Raw genomic sequence first — 20,224 nt, 5'->3', positions numbered from 1 at the left:
TCAGAATGACAAACAGGAAATTTATATTTTCATTTTCATGAGTAAGTCTGTTTGTACATCTTTTCCGAGTACAAAATCATGTTTCCCAAAGATTTCAAAACCAGTTTTTTCGTAAAAACGAATGGCTCTGTGGTTTTCTTCCCAAACGCCAAGCCAAACATATTCTAATTTTTTTTCTCTTCCGATTTCTATAGCTTTGTCAAAGAGAATTTGTCCGATTTTTTGACCTAAAAACGCTTTTAAAACATAAATTCTTTCAATTTCGAAGTGATTTTCTTCTAATTTTTCGGTTTGAGCATCTTTGAAATTCAGTTTCAAGTAACCCAAAATCTCACCATTATTTTCACCGAAATAAAACTCAGAATTTGGATTTTCTAACTCAGATTTTAGCTTTTCAATGCTCAGATTTTCAAGGAGATATTTTTGCATGTCTTCTTCGGTATTCACTTCAGAAAAAGTTTCCTTGAAGGTTTGAATGCTTAGATTTCTAAGCGTTTCTAATTCGTCGATATTGAGTTTTCTGATTTTCATTCTATAAAAATCTTATGTTTTACTTTCTGTTGTTGAAGTGCTATTTTTTCTTTCAATTTTTCTAAAAATTCCAAATATTTTGGGGATTTTTCATCATTAGGACGGTGTTCTAGGGCTGCTTTTATTTTGTAGTTTTCGGTAATGAAATCTTTTACTTCTTCTGAAAAATAAGCATTCCCGAATTTTTCCCAAATATACTGTATCGCTTGATTATTGGGGTGAATTAAGTCTTCTTTGTAAAATCTGTAATCACGCAAATCGTCCATCATGATTTCGTAAATCGGTAAATAATGACAGTTTTCGAAATGGGGAAGTGTTTCATGAAGTGCACAAATCAGCTTAGATTTACTCAATTGATTTTCGGTCATTCCATCTTTGGTATGACGGACTGGCGAAACTGTAAATAGAATTTGAACGTCATTTTCGCAAATATCTTTTAGATTCTCTATGGTTTCTGCAATAAAATTTTTTAATTCCTCATCTGTTAAAAGTCTTTTGCTGAAAAACTTTTGCGGAATTTTATGACAATTCGCCACCAATTGATTTTTAGGCAAAAATTCATAGATAAATGAGGTTCCGTAGGTGATAATCACCCAATTGGTTTTTTGTAGAAATTGGTTTCCCGTTTCTATGTTTTGATTGATTCTTTCTAAGGTTTTATGTGCATAAAAACTGTTGAAAGAAGTGTGGTGATTCAGAGAAATGTACTCTTGATTATAGAGGATTAAATCTTCTTCTTTGTACTTTTTGCAATAGTGTAGATTTTGGATGGCGATATTCAACGAAAATGGGTTAAAAATCGTTCCAAAAGGATTGCAAAGTGTCTGCATTTGTCCGTTTTTGAGGAGTTGAGACATTTCTGCAGCAAAGCAAGAACCGACAGAAAAAATACTGTCGGTTAAAAGGATTTTCTTTTCAGAAATAGGAATATTGACTTCTGTTCTGAATTTCATTTTAAGAGTTTCTTCTCAATAAATAATTGGCCAGTTCCATGAAAGGTTTTTTCTTTTCTTCTGGTGCGTCAATTTGTTTTAAGAAATCGTGACCTATTTCGTTGTGTTTTTGGATAAGTCTTAGCACTTTTTCGTCTACCTTATTTCTTCTGAAAATTTTCTCTACGCTGTAGATTTTATCTACATTTTCAGTTTTTTTAGAATACCAAAAATCCAGTTCTTTTTTCTCTGCTTCATTGGCGTGTTCCATCGCTAGGAGATAAAGCACGGTTTTTTTATTTTCGAAGATGTCTCCAGCGTGTTTTTTACCGAATTGCTCTACATTTCCGAAAACATCTAAATAATCATCCATAATTTGGAACGCAATGCCAATGTGTTTTCCGAAATTATAAAGAAGTTCTGCATCTTCTTTTTTGGCACCAGCAATGAGTGCTCCAATTTGGAATGAAGCGGCACTTAGAACTCCTGTTTTGTTGGTAATCATTTCTATGTAATCATCATAGGTTACGTTTTCCATCGTTTCAAAATTCACATCCATTTGTTGACCTTCACAAAGAACTGCACCTGTTTCAGAGAAAATTTTAATACATTCTTTGAAAAGTTCGGGTTCTAAATCTTCAAAAAATTGGTAAGCTTTTATCAGTAATGCATCCCCGGAAAGTATACCGATATTAATTCCATGTAATGTATGAATGGTAGGTTTTCCTCTTCTGAGTGGTGCTTCATCCATAATATCATCATGAATGAGTGTAAAATTATGGAAAAACTCTATGGCAAGAGCAGGTTTCATTGCTTTTTCTATGTCTCCACCAAAAAGTTCGTTAGCCATAAGAACCATGATAGGTCTTAATCTTTTTCCGCCATGAGAAATGATGTAATTCATGGGTTCGTAAAGTTCGGTTGGCTTATTTTTGAAGGAGTGTTTTTCAATTGCTTTGGCAACTATTTCTTGATATCTGTCTATGAATTCCATACATGTTAATTTTTACAAAAATACAATTCTTAAGGTTTAAAAAAAAGAAAAACTACTTGTAAAGACAAGTAGTTTCAATATTATTTAAAAAATATTATTTTTTATAAAGCAATTACACTAAGATAGCATAATGCTGCAATAACTGCACTGATAGGAATAGTAATTATCCATGCCCAAAGTAAACTGATGGTAACTCCCCATCTTACTGCAGAAACTCTTTTGGTAAGACCTACACCAATAATAGAACCTGTAATAGTGTGTGTAGTAGATACAGGAATACCAAGATGGTCTGTAAGGAATAAGGTAATTGCACCAGCTGTTTCAGCACTTACACCTTCTAATGGAGTCACTTTAGTAATTCTAGTACCCATGGTTTTTACAATTTTCCAACCACCACTCATTGTTCCTAAACCGATGGCTAAGAATGATACGAATGGTACCCAAATGTAATCTGTGGTGAAGTGATTAAAACGATCAGCACTTTCCATAGTGGCATATACATCTGTACCACCAATCATATTTACGTGGTAATAAATAACAGCAGCACCTATGATTCCCATTACTTTTTGAGCGTCATTTAATCCGTGACCTAAACTGAAAAGTGCAGAAGAAAACAACTGCCATTTTTTAAACTGTTGATCAGCTTTGTGTGGATTAGATTTCTTAGAAAAATATACAATAATTAAAGTAATGATTACCGAAACAATCATCCCGATAATTGGTGCTAAGAAGATGAATAAAAAGATAGGAATTACCTTTTCATATTTAACCACATTCTGTGTAAAAAGTTCCGAAAAAGCAAGTTTTAATTTTTCAATGATGGTAAAGTCTGGATGAGCAAGAGCTACTGCATTGTAATCTAAAACTAAAGCATGCATAAGAGCAGCACCTAAGAAACCACCAATAAGTGTGTGTGATGATGATGAAGGAATACCAAACCACCAGGTTAATAAATTCCAAGCGATAGCCGCAATCAATCCTGAAAAAATTACTTCTAAGGTAATATAATTTTCATTTACTGTTTTGGCGATGGTATTACCGATTTTAAATTCTCCGATAACGTATGCTGCAAAGAAAAATGCAACAAAATTCCAAAGTGCAGCCCATAATACTGCCTGAAACGGCGAAAGTACTTTAGTAGAAACTATGGTTGCAATAGAATTCGCGGCATCGTGGAAACCGTTAATAAAATCAAAAATTAATGCAAGTGCAATAATGATGATTAATAGTATGGGAAAATCCATTCTCTATAAATTTTTAAGGTTAATGAAAATAGATTTACGCGTATTTAATAACAATGCTTTCAATGGTATTGGCTACGTCTTCCGCTTTATCAGTTACGATTTCTAGATATTCTAAAACTGATTTTACTTTAATGATTTTGATAGGGTCATTGCTTTCAAAAACATCTACAATTCCTTGGCTTAGTACATCATCTGCAATGTTTTCGAAAGAATTAATTTTGATGCAAGATTCTTTAACTTCTTTAGGATTCGCAAACTCTTTTAAGTTTTTAATCGCGTTTTGAATTTCTACACAAGATTTGTAAATCAATAAAGAAAGCTCTGAATATTGTTTTACTTCTGGGCTCTTGTATAAATAGATGTATTTAGCTGAAGCAAATAAATAATCTGCGATGTCATCTAAACCAGCTGCAAGATAATTAATATCTTCTCTGTCAAAAGGAGTGATGAAGTTTTCACCTAATTGCACAAAAATTTCGTGAGTAAGGTCATCCATTTGATGCTCATAATCACTCATTTTTTTTAACAAAGTATCATCATTGATGTCAAAATCTGTAATTCCTTCGTGAAATTCTTTTGACATGTCTATCAATTTTTCTGCTACTTGTTCAAACAATACAAAGAAAATTTTGTCTTTTGGTTGAAATGCTCTGAAAATGTTTCCAATTCCCATTGTTTTATATTTAATTATAATTTTTTGCAAATTTCTGAAAAAAATGTGTTGCGATGGTTATAGTTTTGTTAAGTTTTATTAACATTAACTTAATCTGCTACGTTATAAGGTTCGTGATGCCCGAGTTTAGCTCTGTCTAAGGTAAAATTAAATGCCAAATACAAGAAATGTAAGCTTCTAAGGTTAGGATTAAGTTCTCTTTGCCACATATAGCCTAGATTGGTAGAAACGCTTGAATTCAATACATATCCTACACCTCCGAAAATTCTATTTCTCTTGAATAAATCTCCATTTGGACCAATGAAAAGCTCGTCAAAAGCATTCACAAAAATGGTTTTTGGAGCCATTTTATCACTGTTAAGAGGCAGCGTTAGAGTAGTTCTGAATCTGTATCTTTCGTCATTGGTATTTACGTCTGTAATTGCGTTATGAAAGAAACGTTTTTCGAGACGTATTCTATTGTCAATCTTTAATTTATCTACATTAATGGAATATGTGTGTTGTAACCAAATTCTGAATTCTTCATTGGCAATTCTGCTTACTTTGTAGGTTGCGTATCTTCCTAAACCTACGAATAATTGGTTGCTTTTATCAAGATTATAACCTATTCCTCCTTTGATTTCATAATAATCGGGTTTGCTAAAATCTTCTATCGAACGTTCTTGTAATTCTAAGTAAGCATTCCATTTTGGATTATGTTTGTAATTGAGTGAAACTACAGCAAAACCAGAAAGATGTTCTGAACTATTGGTTTGAGATTTTGCGAAAATAGCAAAAGTAAAAATGAAGATAATGCAAATTTTGCGTATCATTAGAATGCTTTTTTTGAGTGTTGCGAAGCTAATCATAATAAAGAAAATTAATGTTACGGTAATGTTAAATTAACATATAAAATAGATGTTTACCATAACTTTAAAATTTTATCTCTATACAAATGTACACAAAATAAAAAAACGCTACCGAAAAAGTAGCGTTTTTATATTATGTAAGAAAAAATTAGTTGGCCACTTCGGCGCGCATATCTTTTCCTTTGAATTTCTGTGTTTGTAAACCTTTTAGAACTTCGTCTTTAAAAGATTTTTCAACTTCGAAGAATGAGAATTTTTCTAGAATTTCTATATCACCGATGTCTGCACGTTTTTTAGATTTAGCCGTAGCTTTATTGATGATTTCTAGCATGTCCATTTTCTTTAGATTATCTCTTTTGCCAAGGTTAAAGAAAAATCTGGTCATGTTTTCGTTTCTGCGTTTTGGTTTTCCACCTCTTTCTCTTCCTCCGTCTCTGTCCGAACGTCTTTCGCTTCTATCTCCTCTGTCTCTTCCTCTTCCTCTATCACGGTCACGATCTCTTCTGCTGCCTCTGTCATCTCTGTCATTAGATAATTTTTGGTCTGCCAAATCTTGTTTGTCTTTATAGAAAAGCGCTAAATCTCTTAGCTGAAGTTGAAGCAACTGGTGAACCAATTCTTCTTTAGAGAATGCAGATAAATCAGGGATAAGGCTGTCGTCAAAAGTGAAAAGTTCTTCGTGTTCTGTAAACAGTTTTTCGAAAACACCTTCTACTTGAGCTTTGATGATTTCTTCACCCGTTGGAATTTTCTTCTCTACAATTTCAATTTTTGTAGAAAGTTTGATTTGTTTTAGTTTTCTAGATTCTTCAGGTTTAATTAAAGACATAGAAATACCATCTTTACCAGCTCTACCTGTTCTACCACTTCTATGTACGAAAACTTCTGGATCATCTGGAAGCGAGTAGTGAATTACGTGCGTAAGAGAATTTACATCAAGTCCTCTCGCTGCTACGTCTGTTGCAACCAAAATATCAATGTTTTTCAAACGGAATTTTTTCATTACCGTATCTCTTTGTGCTTGAGATAAATCACCATGAAGTGCATCTGCTGCATAAGCATTTTGCATCAAGAAATCTGCAACTTCCTGAGTTTCCATTCTTGTTCTACAGAAAATAATAGAATACTGATTAGGATTTGCATCCAATAATCTTTTTAGGGCTTCTTTCTTTTGTCTGTAACCTACCACATAATATTCGTGCTTAATGTTTTTCTTAACTTCGTTAATAGAACCTACAGAAATTCTGTGTGGATTGGTCAAATAATTTTTGGTAATACGTTCTACCTCTTTGCTCATCGTAGCAGAGAAAAGTAACGTTTGTTTTTCAGAAGGTGTTTCGTTTAAAATAGTTTCCAAATCATCTTTGAAACCCATAGAAAGCATTTCATCAGCTTCGTCTAAAACGAGCCAATGGATTTCTGAAAAATCTAAAGCTTTTCTACCAATTAAATCAATTACACGTCCTGGAGTTCCTACAATAATCTGTGGTTTCTCACGAAGTGAACGAATTTGGTCTGTAATACTGCTTCCTCCATAAACTGCGGTAGTTTTTAGGTTAGGAAGGTATTTTGTATAGTTTTTAATGTCTTTGGTAATCTGAAGGCAAAGTTCACGAGTAGGGCAAAGCACTAATAACTGGATTTTACGACTTGTGTCGTCTATCATATCCAGAATCGGAAGCGAAAATGCTGCTGTTTTGCCTGTTCCTGTTGCCGCAAGTGCGATGAGATCGCGAGTATCCGAAAGGATAAAAGGAATAGTCTGTTTCTGGATTTCTGTCGGCTGTTCGTAGCCGAGTTCGCCAATTGCCTTCAATAAATCAGGACTTAAATTGGATTCCGTAAATAAATTCATTTAAAGATCGTCTATAATAATTAAGCGGCAAAGATAGTGATTTTATTTTTAATAAAAAATTGCGTAAAAAAATCAATAATTAATAAAATCAAATTTTGCTACTTATAAGTACAAAAGCTAAAGCTAAAATCGCTGGTAACGCTTGTACAAAAAATATTTTTCTAGAAGCAGTAAGCGCACCATAAATTCCCGCTACAATTACACAACCCAAAAAGAAAAACTGAATATTCTTTTGCCATTCTGGATTTTCTATAAAAAAGCTCCAAATTAAACCTGCTGCCAAAAAACCATTATACAAGCCTTGATTGGCGGCTAATTTTTTGGTAGGTTTAAAGAGTTCATTTGGCAAAGAACCTTTGAAAGTTTTCTTGCCCAAAGTTTCCCAAGCAAACATCTCCATATATAAAATGTAAAGATGTTCTAGGGCTACTAATGCGACTAAAATGGTTGAGAGGATTTGCATGATGAATTAAAATTAATTGTAATTGATTTTGATGTAAAGTGATTAAAACTAAATCTTGTTGAATTCAAGTTCTATTTTATTTTTCTCTATTATTACATCTGAATATTTGGTGATGATTTTCTTTTTTTTCCAGAAGGGATAAAACCAAATACTAGATTTACCAATATTAACAGTTTTTCCATTTGAATAAATAATTTCTGTAATTTCTTTATAAATATAATCTCCTTTTATATGTAATGTCGTTTTAATTTGATTAGTCAATAAGTCAAATACTCTAATTATACCATTTTCCAAATTATTGTAATCTTCACTAAAATGGCTGTGGTTTAGTCCAAAACCAACAGTTAATTCATCTTTATTCATGGACAACCAAAAATTTGAATCTTTCAACTCCAAAAATTTTGTTTCATGTCCTTGAGAAAAAATTACTCTTTCGCCAAGTTTTTCTTTCAGCAAGTTATAAATTTCTTCAAATTTTTTTTCGTGAGTTTTCATTTGGCAATAATATTTACGTGTAAATTTAAGCTAAGTAAAAGTTTTATTGAATTATCATTTTCGAGTGTTCTAATTAACAATAGTTTTAATAGTTAAAGTAATTCAACTAAATTACTAAAATAATCAATATTAAAATTGAAAAGTAAAAAATCGCCACATCACTGCAACGATTTTAATTTATTAATTCTTTAATTTTTTAATTTTCTAGCTCGTTCTAATCCATTTCCAAAGTTCTTTAAAAGTCGCTTTGTTGCCGTACATTAGAATTCCTACTCTGTATATTTTGGCAGCCAAATATACCATTCCTAGCGTAGAAATCACCAATAAGAAAATAGAAAGGGCAATTTGCCAAACAGGAACACCAAATGGAATTCTTGCAATCATCGCTACTGGTGAAGTAAGCGGAATAATAGATAACCAAAACGCCATCGGTCCTTCTGGATTATTGATTAAACCAAAACTTCCGTACATTCCCAGCATCAATGGTAAAATACCAATCATCGTAAATTGTTGGGTTTCGGTTTCATTGTCTACGGCAGAACCTATCGCTGCATACATAGAACTGTAAAAAATGTAGCCCAATAAAAAGAAAACGATGAATACAAAAATGATAATTCCGAAATTCATGTCTAACAGAGAATGTGAAATTTCCGTAAAAACGCCTTGTAAATCTAATTTATCCAACGGAATTTCTTCTTGCTGAGGAAGATTTCCAGAAATTTTAGAAAAGCCTTGGTTAAAGAAAATTGCGCCTAAAATGGTCATGGTAATCCAAATGGCAAATTGGGTTAAAGCGACCAATGTAACACCTAGAATTTTGCCCATCATGAGTTCAAAAGGTTTTACAGAAGAGATGATGATTTCTACCACTCTGTTGTTTTTTTCCTCTAAAACACTGCGCATTACACGAACTCCGTAGATGATGATAAACATAAAAGTCACGTACATTAATCCCATACTCAAACCAGATTTTACACCAAAAGCAAGTGTGCTGTCTTGTTTGTTATTGTCCACCACATTTTTGGTGTTGATTTCGAAGTTTTTATCAATATTTTCGATTTGAGCTTCTGTAAGTCCCAGTTTTTTGATTTTTTCTTTCTTAATCACTTCAGACATTGAAAAAGCGATGTTTTGCTTCACATCAAAACCAATATTTTTATTGACCAAAAGTTGGGTTTGTTTTTGTAAATTTTCAAAATTTTGGTCTTGCAATTTGGGAATAATAAGCAGTCCATCTACATTGTCTACCATTTCTGGAAGTGTACTTGTCAAAGCCTGTTCTGTAGATTCTGGCAGATAAATAAACTTCACATCTTTTGGTGTTTTCATGTTTTGTTGAAATACGCCACTTTTATCGATGACATTAAAAGTATATTCGGTTTCATTCGCTTTCAGCATAAAAGCAATTAAAGCACCGAATCCTATCAATAGAATTGGGGCTAAAAGCGTGAGAATGATAAAAGATTTCTTTTTAACCTGTGTTAAAAATTCTCTTTTGGTTATGATGAAGATATTTTTCATTTTGTTGCTTTCGGCTTTCTGCAATACGCATTCTGCCTTATATTTTTTGTGAAAAATTAATAATTATAAACTGCTGATTGCTGATTGCGGAGAGCTTACTGCTGTAATAAATACTTCATTCATGCTCGGAATTTTTTCGTCAAAACTTCTGATTTTTCCAGCTTTCATTAAATCATTGAGCAAAAGATTTTGGTCTTCATTGTAGTTTAAGTCAAATGAAATTAAACCATGTTGGTCATGAATATTGACCAATTGATACTGATTTTTCAGCGTTTCTAAATTTTCAGCATTTACATCAGACAAAACTACTTTGAATAAATTTTGCTTGAATTTTTCTCTTACTTCAAAGACTTTTCCGTCAAGAATTTTTCTAGATTTATTGATGAGAGCCACACTATCGCAGAGTTCTTCTACACTTTCCATCCGGTGAGTAGAGAGAATGATGGTGGTTCCTTGTTCTTTCAATTGAAGAATTTGGTCTTTTACTAAATTTGCATTCACTGGGTCAAATCCAGAAAATGGTTCATCGAGAATCAATAGTTTGGGTTGATGTAAAACCGTTACCACAAACTGAATTTTCTGCGCCATTCCTTTAGAAAGTTCAGAGAGTTTTTTGTTCCACCATTGGTCAATTTCTAAACGGTCAAACCAATATTTCGCTTGGGATAGTGCATCTTGCTTTTTCATTCCTTTGAGCGCTCCGAAATAGAGAATTTGGTCGCCAACATTCATGTTTTTGTACAGCCCTCTTTCTTCCGGCATGTAACCGATGTCTTTAATATGATGAGGATTTAGTTTTTCTCCATTGATGAAAACTTCGCCAGAATCTGCTTGTGTAATTTGGTTGATAATTCTGATGAAAGTGGTTTTTCCAGCTCCATTTGGACCAAGAAGGCCATAAACAGTAGCTTTAGGAACGTGAATGCTGAAATCTTGCAATGCAATTTTTTTTCCAGCACTATATGTTTTGGTAACGTGATTTGCTTGTAGCATTATAGTTTAAATTCTAAAGAATTAGTTGCGAAATTACGGAATTGTTACGAGATAAAAGAAGATTTTAATGATTCTATTGATTCAATATCCAACCTTTCATTTGTATATAATTACTGAACATTAAATTTAGAAAATTAATACTTGATTGCAATTCAATATAAAAAAAATCCAACTGATAATTCAGTTGGATTTTTGTATTTATCCCTAAATTTTTAAGAGAACATGTCTCTTACTTTGTCAAAAAATGATTTTTCTTTTCCAGAAGGTTCTGCTTGCATTTGTCCGGTTCTCATTTGCGTTTCGAAGAATTCTTTTTGTTCTGGAGTGAGTTTTTGAGGAGTCCAAACGTTTACATGAACAAACATATCGCCTTTTCCGTAAGAATCTATGCTAGGTAATCCTTTTCCTGCTAATCTTAAAATTTTGCCAGATTGCGTTCCTGCATCAATTTTAATTTTAACTTTTCCACCGACGGTATTAATTTCTTTAGAAGTTCCCAAAGCTGCTTCGGCAAAAGAAATATAGAGTTCTTGGTGTAGATTATCACCTTCACGTTTTATAGTAGCATCTTGTTCTTCTTCGATAACTACTAATAAATCTCCAGGCATTCCACCAAAAGGAGCGTCATTACCTTTTCCACGAACGTTTAATTGAATTCCGTCTCTAGCTCCCGCTGGAATTTTGATAGAAACTTCTTCTTCTGATTTGATGAGTCCTTCAGAATTAGCTCCTGCAGGAATTTTATCTGCAATTTTACCTAAACCGTTACACGTTCCACAAGTGGTTTGCGTTTGCATTTGACCGAACATGGTGTTCATTATTTTAATCTGAACTCCGCTTCCGTTACAAGTGGTACACGTTTTAGAAGTAGCACCTTCCGCTACTTTCATTCTTTTTACTTTTATGGTTTTAGTGGTGCCATTCACCATTTCGTCGAGATTTAATCTAATTCTAACTCTCAAGTTAGAACCTTTGATTTGATGGCTTCTTCCGCCACCACCAAAACCGCCGCCACCGAAATGTCCACCGAAAATATCTCCAAATTGTGAGAAAATATCTTCCATGTTCATTCCGCCACCGCCGAAACCGCCGCCGTAACCACCACCTGCAGCTCCGCCAACTCCTGCATGACCGAATTGGTCATAACGAGCTTTTTTATCGGCATCGCTTAATACTTCGTAAGCTTCTGCAGCTTCTTTAAATTTTTCTTCTGCAGATTTATCTCCCGGATTTTTGTCTGGGTGATATTTGATGGCCAATTTACGGTAAGCCTTTTTGATTTCGTCTGCGCTGGCTGATTTTGATACGCCTAATATTTCGTAATAATCTCTTTTTGACATCTTATAAGGTGAATTATTTCTTGTGAATTCGCTACGCTATGAATTGGTGAATTTTTTAAATTGACTCACTGAAATTCACTAGCGAGCAAATTTGACTATTTTTAGTTTCCTGTAACTACTTTTGCAAATCTAATTACTCTATCATGCAACTGATAACCCGTTTCTACTACATCTACGATTTTTCCTTTTAGTTCCTCAGATGGAGCAGGAATAGAGGTAATTGCTTCATGGAAATCTACGTTAAACTCATCACCAGCATTTACTTCTACCGTTTTTAGACCTTTGTCTGATAATGTGTTTTTGAATTTTTGATAAATTAATTCTACGCCTTTCAAGTCTGATTCGTTACCGCTTTTTGCAATTTCTTTGATGGCTCTTTCGAAATCATCTAATACAGAAAGCATAGCAATCATCATTTCGGTATTTGCATATTGTGCAAACTCCATTTTTTCTTTTAAGGTTCTTCTTTTATAATTTTCGAACTCTGCATACAAACGAATGTAACGGTCTTTTTCTTCTGCCAAAAGTTCTTCTGGAGTAGGTTGTTCTGTCACACTTTCTGTAGTGTTTTGTTCGTTTTGTAGATTTTCTTGACCTTCTTTATTTAAATTTTCTTCGTGTAGTTCTTTGTTTTCGCTCATTTCATTAGAATTTTCTACTGCAATATTTCAAAGATTTTGCCAAAGAGCAGTTTAGGAAAAATTGGCAGAATTTTGTAAAAGAAGAAATCTTTACTGCTGTAACTTCAAACGATAAGAAAGTCCAAAAGAAAAGAAATATTTAGCGGAAATTTCCGAAAGTCCAATTCCCGAAGAAGTATCAAGCATAAAATTGTCATTAATTAAATATGTGAAGCCACCATTTAATCTTGTATCTGCGGTTTGATTTGGAGAAACAAAACCATAAATTTCTACGAAATAATTCAGTTTAGGCGAAATGCTTTTCCCAAGAGCTAAAGTATAGAGATAGGTTTCGTGTAAATCTTCGTTCCAAAACATTCCCAAATTGTAACCCAAAGAAGTTTTGGGATTTAGATTATTTTGAAAAGTGAAACGAAATGCTGGAGTTATGGTTTTTCTTTGAAGAACTTCACTTTTTTTGACTTCAGCTTTGCCAATAAAAGAAACTTTTGGGAAAATTCCTTTTTCTTCTAAAAGACTGGTTTTGAAACCTAAACTTACGGGTTGTAGCTCATAAACGCTAGATGATGGAGTAGTAGAAAGCGAGAATTCTGTGATTACTCTCAGTTCTACTTTGTCATTGAATCCATATTTCCAAAGAATAGTGGGGAGGTGAAAATGATTGTTTTCTCGATTTGTTTTTTCAAACATGAAGCCCATTTCTGTTTGTAGGTAATTTTTTGGAACTACATATACAGATTCTGTTTGGTCTGGACGATCCAATTGTATGGTTTCTTGAGCGTGTAAAAAATTTGCGAAAAGAACCGTTGTTATTGCTTTTTTCATCATTACGAAGTAAAAGTTTGATACAGTAAGTAAAGATTTAGAACCACGATGATGATGGAAATAATCCAAGCAAGAGTTTTCAAAGCAGGTTTATTCACAAATTCTCCCATTTTTAGTTTATCACTCGTAAACATGACTAAAGGAATTACCGCAAAACTGAGTTGCATTGATAAAATGACTTGACTTAAAACCAATAAATCAGTGGTTCCTTTTTCGCCATAAATAATAGCGATAATAAACGCTGGAACGATTGCTAAAAGTCTGGTAATTAATCTTCTGAGCCAAGGTTTTAATTTAAGATTTAGGAAACCTTCCATCACGATTTGTCCCGCTAATGTTCCTGTAAGTGTAGAGTTTTGTCCAGAAGCTAATAAGGCTACTGCAAATAAAATACTGGCTAAACTGGTTCCCAAAATCGGCGAAAGTAATTTGTAGGCATCATGAATATCTGCTACATCTTTGTAACCAGAATAATGGAAAGTTGCCGCCGAAACAATTAAAATAGCTGCATTGATAAAAAAGGCGAAAAGTAACGAAACAGTACTGTCAATGGTTGCGAATTTTATTGCCATTTTCTTTCCTTCGGAAGTTCTAGGATAAGCTCTGGTTTGTACTAAACTGCTATGTAAATATAAATTATGAGGCATTACTGTAGCGCCTAAAATTCCGATTGCGATGTACAACATAGAAGGATTAAAAACAATTTCTTTTTTCGGAAGTAGGTTGCTTAAAATAGGCATGATTTCTGGTTGGCTTACCAAGATTTCGTATAAGAAACAAGCGAAAATGACGAAAATAAGTCCTGCGACAAAGCTTTCGAGCCATCTGAAACCTTTAGATTGAAGCATCAGAATAAGCAAAACATCAATTCCTGTGATTAAAATCCCAACAGGAAGCGGAATTCCGAAAAGTAAATTTAAAGCAATTGCAGAACCGATAACTTCTGCTAAATCACAAGCAATAATGGCGATTTCGCATAAAACCCATAAAATAAAATTTACCATTGGCGAAAAATGGTCTCTACAAGCTTGTGCTAAGTCTCTTTCGGCTGCAATTCCCAGTTTTAAAGATAAATGTTGAAGGATAATGGCAAAAATATTGGATAAAAGAATGACGGATAGTAAAGTATAACCAAATTGTGAACCACCTGCAATATCGGTTGCCCAATTTCCTGGGTCCATATAACCTACAGCGACCATCAAACCAGGGCCTGCAAATGCAAAAAGTTTCTTCAAGAAACTGCCATCAGTAGGAATGTGAATAGAAGCAAAAGATTCTGATAAGGAGTTTTGGTCATTATTTCTTCTCCAAGGTTTCTTCATAAAAGTTAGATTAGTCTAACAAAATTAGTTAAATATTTCTTATTCTGAAAATAAATATAAAAAAAACGCTTAGAAAATTTTCTAAGCGTCTATTATTGACTAAATTATTTTATAAATTATTTGGCAAATCTTAATGCTATTTTTCTGTCGATGGCTTTTTCTTCATCAGTTGCAGTAGCAGGTAAAGTAGCAAATTTACTTCCGTAACCTTCTGCATTTACAATTTGTTTTTCCAAGCCAACTTTAGTCAATTCGTTTTTAATAAAATCTGCTCTAGCTTGAGAAAGGGTTAAATTTTCAGTTTCTGTTCCAGATTTATCAGTGTAAGCACCGATTTTAATTTTTACTTCGGGATACGCTTTTAAGATTTTAATGAGATTAGCAATTTGTTCTGTTCCAGATGTTAATTGGTCTGATTTCCCAGAAGCAAAAGTTACTTGGTCAAATTCATACCAAGTAGATTTTAACGCATCGTCATCTTTAGCATTTTTATAATTTTCTGCTTTTAAAAATGTAATCATTCTATCTTCTAAACCATCAGAAACCACTTGCAGAGAATTTCCCTTGAACTCAATTTTTTTCTGAGCATCTGATAAAGAATCAGCTGGAATAGGTTCTGGAATTATAGTAACGTTTTCTGTTGCGGTTTTAGTTTTAAGAACTTCTTTTTGAGCTAATTGGTTCCACAAAAACCAAGAAACGATGCCAAGAATAAGTAAAGGAAGAAGCCATCTCCAGAAGGAACTTTTTTCTGAGTTTTCTTGATGTAAGATTTTAACTTCTTCTTTGGTTTTATGAGTAAATGGAGCAGAAGTTTCAACCGGAATTTCTGTATTTTTTTCTAGTAAATTTTCTAAACCTAAATGCTCTAAAGACATTCCAGCTGGTAATAAAGCGGGAATTAAGCATCTGTTTTCTGCTAATTTTGAAAGAATTCCTTGGTCATCTAACCCGTTTTCATGAGCGCATTTTTTTATTCCTTGGAGTGTGGCAGCAGTTGCAACTTTTAAAAGGTTTTCAGCCGAAGATTTATTGATGTTAGCATACTCAGAGACATGAGAAAGGATTTGTTCACTTTTTTCTCCTAAAATTTTAGAAATAATATTCTGAATTTCTGTGCTATTTCCTGCTTTTTCGAGTAAATTATGAGAGAAATCGAGAGATGAGGTTTCAAGAAGTGCGTTAATCACATCATCTTGTTTAGAATTTTGGGCAAAAACTCCTAAAACCGCTGGAAAAAGACTTCCTAAAGCTTTTGAAACATTTGATTCGCTTTCTCCTAACTGAATAGTGGCTTCGGAAATTAATTCTTGATTTAATTGCAGTTTTATGAGGTCAATGAGTGACATGGTGTTGGTATAAAAAATTAACGAAGTTAAAGTTAAAAATTTTTTCCTTTACTTCGTTAATTCTTAAAAAATATGATGAGAAATTAATCTTCTATTTGAAATTTTAATAGGCCTTTGCAAAAAGAACTCTTTTGGTAGAAGGTTTTCCCGTAATCAGAGAAATTCCTTGCTCTTCTTCTGCATCTAGAGGAATACATCTGATGGTAGCTTTGGTTTCTTCTTTGATTTGCTCTTCTTCTTCAGCAGTTCCGTCCCAATGTGCAGCTATGAAACCTCCTTTTTCTTCTAACACTTTTTTGAATTCTTCGTAAGAATCTACTTTCGTAATATGTTCGTTTCTATACGTTTCTGCTTTTTTGTAGATGTCATTTTGAACGGTAACCAATAGTTCTTCAATGTAATCTTCGATGTTTTCTAACGAACGAACTTCTTTGGTTAAGTTATCCCTTCTTGCAATTTCTACTGTTTTATTTTCTAAATCTCTAGCGCCCATTGCAATTCTTAATGGAACTCCTTTTAATTCATATTCTGCAAATTTCCAGCCTGGTTTGTATTCTGTTCTGTCGTCATATTTTACAGAAATTCCTTTTGCTTTTAATTTGTCAAAAATGTCATTAGCTACCACAGAAATTTCAGCCAGTTGATCTTCTCCTTTGAAAATAGGAACAATTACCACCTGAATTGGAGCCAATTTAGGAGGGAGTACCAAACCAAAATCATCTGAATGTGTCATGATTAATGCACCCATTAATCTGGTAGAAACGCCCCAAGAAGTAGCCCAAGCAAATTCTTGTTTTCCTTCTCTATTGGTGAATTTCACATCAAAAGCTTTCGCGAAATTCTGTCCTAAGAAGTGAGAAGTTCCTGCTTGAAGCGCTTTTCCGTCTTGCATCATCGCTTCGATACAATAGGTTTCATCTGCGCCAGCAAATCTTTCAGTAGGTGTTTTAAAACCTTTGATTACAGGAATTGCCATGAAATTTTCTACCACATCAGCATAAACTTCTAGCATTTTTTCAGTCTCTTCGATGGCTTCATCTCTAGTTGCGTGTGCAGTGTGACCTTCTTGCCAAAGAAACTCAGAAGTTCTAAGGAAAAGTCTGGTTCTCATTTCCCAACGAACAACATTTGCCCATTGATTGATAAGAATTGGTAAATCTCTATACGATTGAATCCAAGATTTATAAGTGTTCCAGATAATCGCTTCAGAAGTAGGACGAACAATCAGTTCTTCTTCTAATTTTGCTTCTGGGTCTACGATTAATTTATGTGGATTGTTTGGGTCAGTTTTTAGTCTGTAGTGAGTTACTACAGCGCATTCTTTGGCAAATCCTTCTGCATTTTTTTCTTCAGCTTCGAATAAGCTTTTCGGGACAAAGAGTGGGAAGTAAGCGTTTTGGTGACCAGTTTCTTTGAATTTTTTGTCTAGTTCTGCTTGAATTTTTTCCCAAATTGCATAACCGTAGGGTTTAATCACCATGCTTCCTCTTACACCTGAGTTTTCAGCAAGGTCTGCTTTTACTACAAGTTCGTTATACCATTTGCTATAATCTTCACTCCTTGTTGTTAATTTTGCCATTTTTTATTAAAATTTAACTTTTTAATTTTGAGAATATCTAATGTTATATTGTATTTTTGATGAAAAATATAAATACCGAGTATATTGGTATAATTTTGGTATTAATATTTTGCAAAGATAAATAAACTTAATTACATCTATCATGAAAAATTCTACTTATAAAAACTTATCAGAAATTCTTAGAACAAAAGGTGTTCTAGGGGTTGCAGCTGGTTTGCTTTTGGTTTCATGTGGCTCCCAAATGGGAGGTTACACAGAAACTGATGGGGTGTATTATGACCCTAATAAAGATGTGATACCAGAAGGTATTGTAATGCCAGAACCTAATCAAGTGGATGAAGTATATTCTTATGAGTCTGATTCGGCTAGTATTATAGAGCAAAATCAACAAAACCAAGCGGCTCAAAAAAACAAATATCAAACTTGGAACGGAACAGAATCTGACTGGGGAACTTACGCAGGTACAGAACAAAACATCTATTATAACAATTATAATACTTGGGGTTGGAATCCTTACGGATATTATTCTCCTTATTATGGATGGGGAAATGGCTGGAATATAGGAATTGGTTTCGGTTGGAATAACTGGGGTTGGAACAATTGGGGCTGGAATCCTTATTGGGATCCTTACTTTGGTTATGGTGGTTACGGTTATTATAATCCTTGGTATGGATATTATTCTCCTTATTATGGAGGTTACTATGGATATAATCCTTACTATTATGGAGGTTATTATTATCCAAGAAATAATTATAAGAGAAGTGGAGCCGATGCTATTACCAGAGGAAATGGTTTCCAAAATTCTAATAACAGAAGTTTTAACAATAGAATGAATACCAATAATTCTAATAACTCTGGATTTAGAACTACACCACCTAGAAATACTAATCCAAATATGACTCAACCACCGCAAAATTCTAATCCTTCAAGATTTAGAAGTGTTCCGAGACAAGAACCAAGACAATACGAAGCTCCAAGACAAGAGCCTAGAAGAAATGACTGGGGAGGAAGTTCTAATTCTGGCGGCGGTTTCAGATCTGGAGGTAGTTCTAGTGGAAGCTCAAGTTCTGGAGGAGGTTTCAGATCAGGAGGTTTTAGATAAGAAATAATAAACTATAATTTTTTGAAAAAATGTTTAAAAAATCTTTAACAATATTAAGTATTGCATCTGCATTTTATCTTCAAGCGCAAGATGTTTCGATTATCAGAAATTCTGTAGATGTTTATTCTGCCAATCCATTAAGTGGCTCTGCTAAATTTAATGCAATGGCAGGTTCTATGGGAGCTTTAGGAGGAGATCTTTCTGCAATCAATACCAATCCTGCAAGTGTAGGAGTTTTCATCACAGGAAATATCAGTGGAACTTTAGCGGTTAATAATTCTAAAACCACATCTTCTTTTTCGAATGCTGCAAACTCATATAAATTAAACAATTCAGACTTAGGTCAATTAGGTGGAGTAGTCGTTTTTGAAACCAGTGGAAACACACCGTGGAAATTTGTAAATTTTGGAGTGAATTACACCAATCAAAATTTAGAAGAATACATAGAAACACCAGCGAATTCTAGCTATAAATTTCAAGATAGCAATTTGGTAGATACCAACGGAAATCCTGTTACAGGAACTTTTACTTCTCTAGGTCATGCTTATGACAGAACCGGAAATCTTACCAATATGAACATCGCTTTTGGTGGGAATTATGATAATAAATTCTATGTGGGAGGTTCCCTTAATTTCAAAGGAGCTACGATTGAGCAATACGATTCATCTAGACTCTCACTAGATGTAGACAATAATAACAGCTATGTTTTAAATAAACAAGGAACGCCTTATACTGAAGATTCTAATGGATTCTCGGTTTCTGCGGGTATTATTGGAAAAATTAATAATAATATACGATTAGGAGCGTCTATTGAATCGCCAACTTGGTGGACTCAATACAGAACTTACAGCGAAGTAAACGAAGATAATTTAGGGTATTACTTCGATTATTATGATGAAGACAGAAAATTCACTTCACCTATGAAAGCGACTTTGAGTGGAGCTTTTGTAATGAATAAGAGTTTCGCGCTCAACGTAGACTATTCATTAGGTTTAACCAAGCCGAAATATAAAGTTCAAGGTCCTGCAGAAACTCAACTGAATGATTTCTTCCAATCTGAATACAAAAACTTATCAGAACTTAGAGTAGGAGGTGAATACCGTTATAACAACTTTAGATTAAGAGGTGGTTACGGAATTTCTAATTCACCATTCGAGAAGAGAGCAAATTTTGATGATTTGTACGTAGGAAAAAGAGAAACTTTAGGGGTAGGATTCGGATTTGATTTTAAATCATTCTATATTGATGCAGCTTACAATAAAATTACCACCAATTCTACCAATGTTTACGGAGATGGTAATTATTACAGTTTAGCGAATAACGGAGATGTAGAATTCTTCACGAATAATCCAAATACATTTACTTCTAAATTAGAAGATGTTAAGAACAATGTAACGCTTACATTAGGCTGGAAATTCTAAAAAATTTTCCTTTTAAAACATTGAGTTGTCCTAAAAAAGGTTGACTCGTTAATAATTCAAATATAGTTAAATCGTAGCAGAATTAATTCTGTTACG

The 20,224-nt window shown here is 33.6% G+C and carries 19 protein-coding genes; 2 read left to right on the top strand and 17 right to left on the bottom strand.

The annotated features are described in order from the left end of the window. Positions 1-21: 21 nt before the first annotated feature. From QO190_RS12040 to proS, 17 genes are all read right to left on the bottom strand, one after another. Complete coding sequence (locus QO190_RS12040) at positions 22-531, bottom strand: GNAT family N-acetyltransferase (protein ID WP_371463213.1); 510 nt, start codon at positions 529-531, stop codon at positions 22-24. Next, positions 528-1,484 carry a GSCFA domain-containing protein gene (locus QO190_RS12035; RefSeq protein WP_371463211.1) on the bottom strand — a complete coding sequence of 319 codons (957 nt, stop codon included), beginning with the start codon at positions 1,482-1,484 and terminating at the stop codon, positions 528-530. Before QO190_RS12035 ends, QO190_RS12040 begins: the two co-directional genes overlap by 4 nt. A gap of 1 nt (position 1,485) precedes the next feature. Next, positions 1,486-2,457: a polyprenyl synthetase family protein gene (locus QO190_RS12030; RefSeq protein WP_371463209.1), complete on the bottom strand. Its 972-nt coding sequence runs from the start codon at positions 2,455-2,457 to the stop codon at positions 1,486-1,488. 101 nt (positions 2,458-2,558) lie between these two features. Beyond that, the gene (locus QO190_RS12025; protein ID WP_371463207.1) at positions 2,559-3,701 is read right to left on the bottom strand and encodes an anion permease; all 1,143 of its coding nucleotides are present in this window, start codon (positions 3,699-3,701) and stop codon (positions 2,559-2,561) included. Positions 3,702-3,735: 34 nt separating this feature from the next. After that, positions 3,736-4,374 carry a DUF47 domain-containing protein gene (locus QO190_RS12020; RefSeq protein WP_104792395.1) on the bottom strand — a complete coding sequence of 213 codons (639 nt, stop codon included), beginning with the start codon at positions 4,372-4,374 and terminating at the stop codon, positions 3,736-3,738. 89 nt (positions 4,375-4,463) lie between these two features. After that, positions 4,464-5,186, bottom strand: coding sequence for a DUF2490 domain-containing protein (locus tag QO190_RS12015; RefSeq protein WP_371463205.1), 723 nt, complete (start codon positions 5,184-5,186; stop codon positions 4,464-4,466). 184 nt (positions 5,187-5,370) lie between these two features. Next, positions 5,371-7,077, bottom strand: a complete 1,707-nt coding sequence (locus QO190_RS12010; protein WP_371463203.1) for a DEAD/DEAH box helicase — start codon at positions 7,075-7,077, stop codon at positions 5,371-5,373. Positions 7,078-7,165: 88 nt separating this feature from the next. Then, complete coding sequence (locus QO190_RS12005) at positions 7,166-7,540, bottom strand: DUF1304 domain-containing protein (RefSeq protein ID WP_371463201.1); 375 nt, start codon at positions 7,538-7,540, stop codon at positions 7,166-7,168. Positions 7,541-7,588: 48 nt separating this feature from the next. Beyond that, on the bottom strand, positions 7,589-8,035 hold the full coding sequence (locus tag QO190_RS12000; RefSeq protein ID WP_371463199.1) for a hypothetical protein: 447 nt from the start codon (positions 8,033-8,035) through the stop codon (positions 7,589-7,591). 204 nt (positions 8,036-8,239) lie between these two features. Continuing rightward, a complete protein-coding gene (locus QO190_RS11995) occupies positions 8,240-9,556 on the bottom strand; it encodes an ABC transporter permease (RefSeq protein ID WP_371463197.1) in 1,317 nt (438 codons plus the stop codon). Positions 9,557-9,619: 63 nt separating this feature from the next. Continuing rightward, the gene (locus QO190_RS11990) at positions 9,620-10,549 is read right to left on the bottom strand and encodes an ABC transporter ATP-binding protein (protein ID WP_371463195.1); all 930 of its coding nucleotides are present in this window, start codon (positions 10,547-10,549) and stop codon (positions 9,620-9,622) included. 212 nt (positions 10,550-10,761) lie between these two features. Further along, positions 10,762-11,889 (bottom strand): molecular chaperone DnaJ, encoded by a 1,128-nt coding sequence (gene dnaJ, locus QO190_RS11985; RefSeq protein WP_371463193.1) that lies wholly within the window; start codon positions 11,887-11,889, stop codon positions 10,762-10,764. A 101-nt stretch (positions 11,890-11,990) separates the two neighbouring features. Continuing rightward, positions 11,991-12,530 (bottom strand): nucleotide exchange factor GrpE, encoded by a 540-nt coding sequence (locus QO190_RS11980; protein WP_371463191.1) that lies wholly within the window; start codon positions 12,528-12,530, stop codon positions 11,991-11,993. Positions 12,531-12,620: 90 nt separating this feature from the next. Next, a complete protein-coding gene (locus tag QO190_RS11975) occupies positions 12,621-13,358 on the bottom strand; it encodes a transporter (RefSeq protein ID WP_371481341.1) in 738 nt (245 codons plus the stop codon). Next, positions 13,358-14,677 (bottom strand): Nramp family divalent metal transporter, encoded by a 1,320-nt coding sequence (locus QO190_RS11970; RefSeq protein ID WP_371463187.1) that lies wholly within the window; start codon positions 14,675-14,677, stop codon positions 13,358-13,360. The genes QO190_RS11975 and QO190_RS11970 overlap by 1 nt, the downstream gene beginning before the upstream one ends. Before the next feature lie 116 nt (positions 14,678-14,793). Next, positions 14,794-16,026 (bottom strand): DUF937 domain-containing protein, encoded by a 1,233-nt coding sequence (locus QO190_RS11965; RefSeq protein WP_371463185.1) that lies wholly within the window; start codon positions 16,024-16,026, stop codon positions 14,794-14,796. Between the two features lie 103 nt (positions 16,027-16,129). After that, positions 16,130-17,605 carry a proline--tRNA ligase gene (proS, locus tag QO190_RS11960; protein WP_371463184.1) on the bottom strand — a complete coding sequence of 492 codons (1,476 nt, stop codon included), beginning with the start codon at positions 17,603-17,605 and terminating at the stop codon, positions 16,130-16,132. Positions 17,606-17,747: 142 nt separating this feature from the next. Here proS and QO190_RS11955 point away from each other — a divergent pair, with 142 nt between their 5' ends. After that, positions 17,748-18,707, top strand: coding sequence for a hypothetical protein (locus tag QO190_RS11955; protein WP_371463182.1), 960 nt, complete (start codon positions 17,748-17,750; stop codon positions 18,705-18,707). A gap of 29 nt (positions 18,708-18,736) precedes the next feature. Then, a complete protein-coding gene (locus tag QO190_RS11950) occupies positions 18,737-20,128 on the top strand; it encodes an OmpP1/FadL family transporter (protein WP_371463181.1) in 1,392 nt (463 codons plus the stop codon). Positions 20,129-20,224 lie beyond the last annotated feature (96 nt).

Origin of the sequence: Cloacibacterium sp. Arc13, assembly GCF_041431305.1 — a bacterium.
GTDB lineage: Bacteria > Bacteroidota > Bacteroidia > Flavobacteriales > Weeksellaceae > Cloacibacterium > Cloacibacterium caeni_B.
The sequence above is the reverse complement of the archived record's forward strand: the minus strand, read 5'-3'. Positions and strand labels throughout refer to the sequence as shown.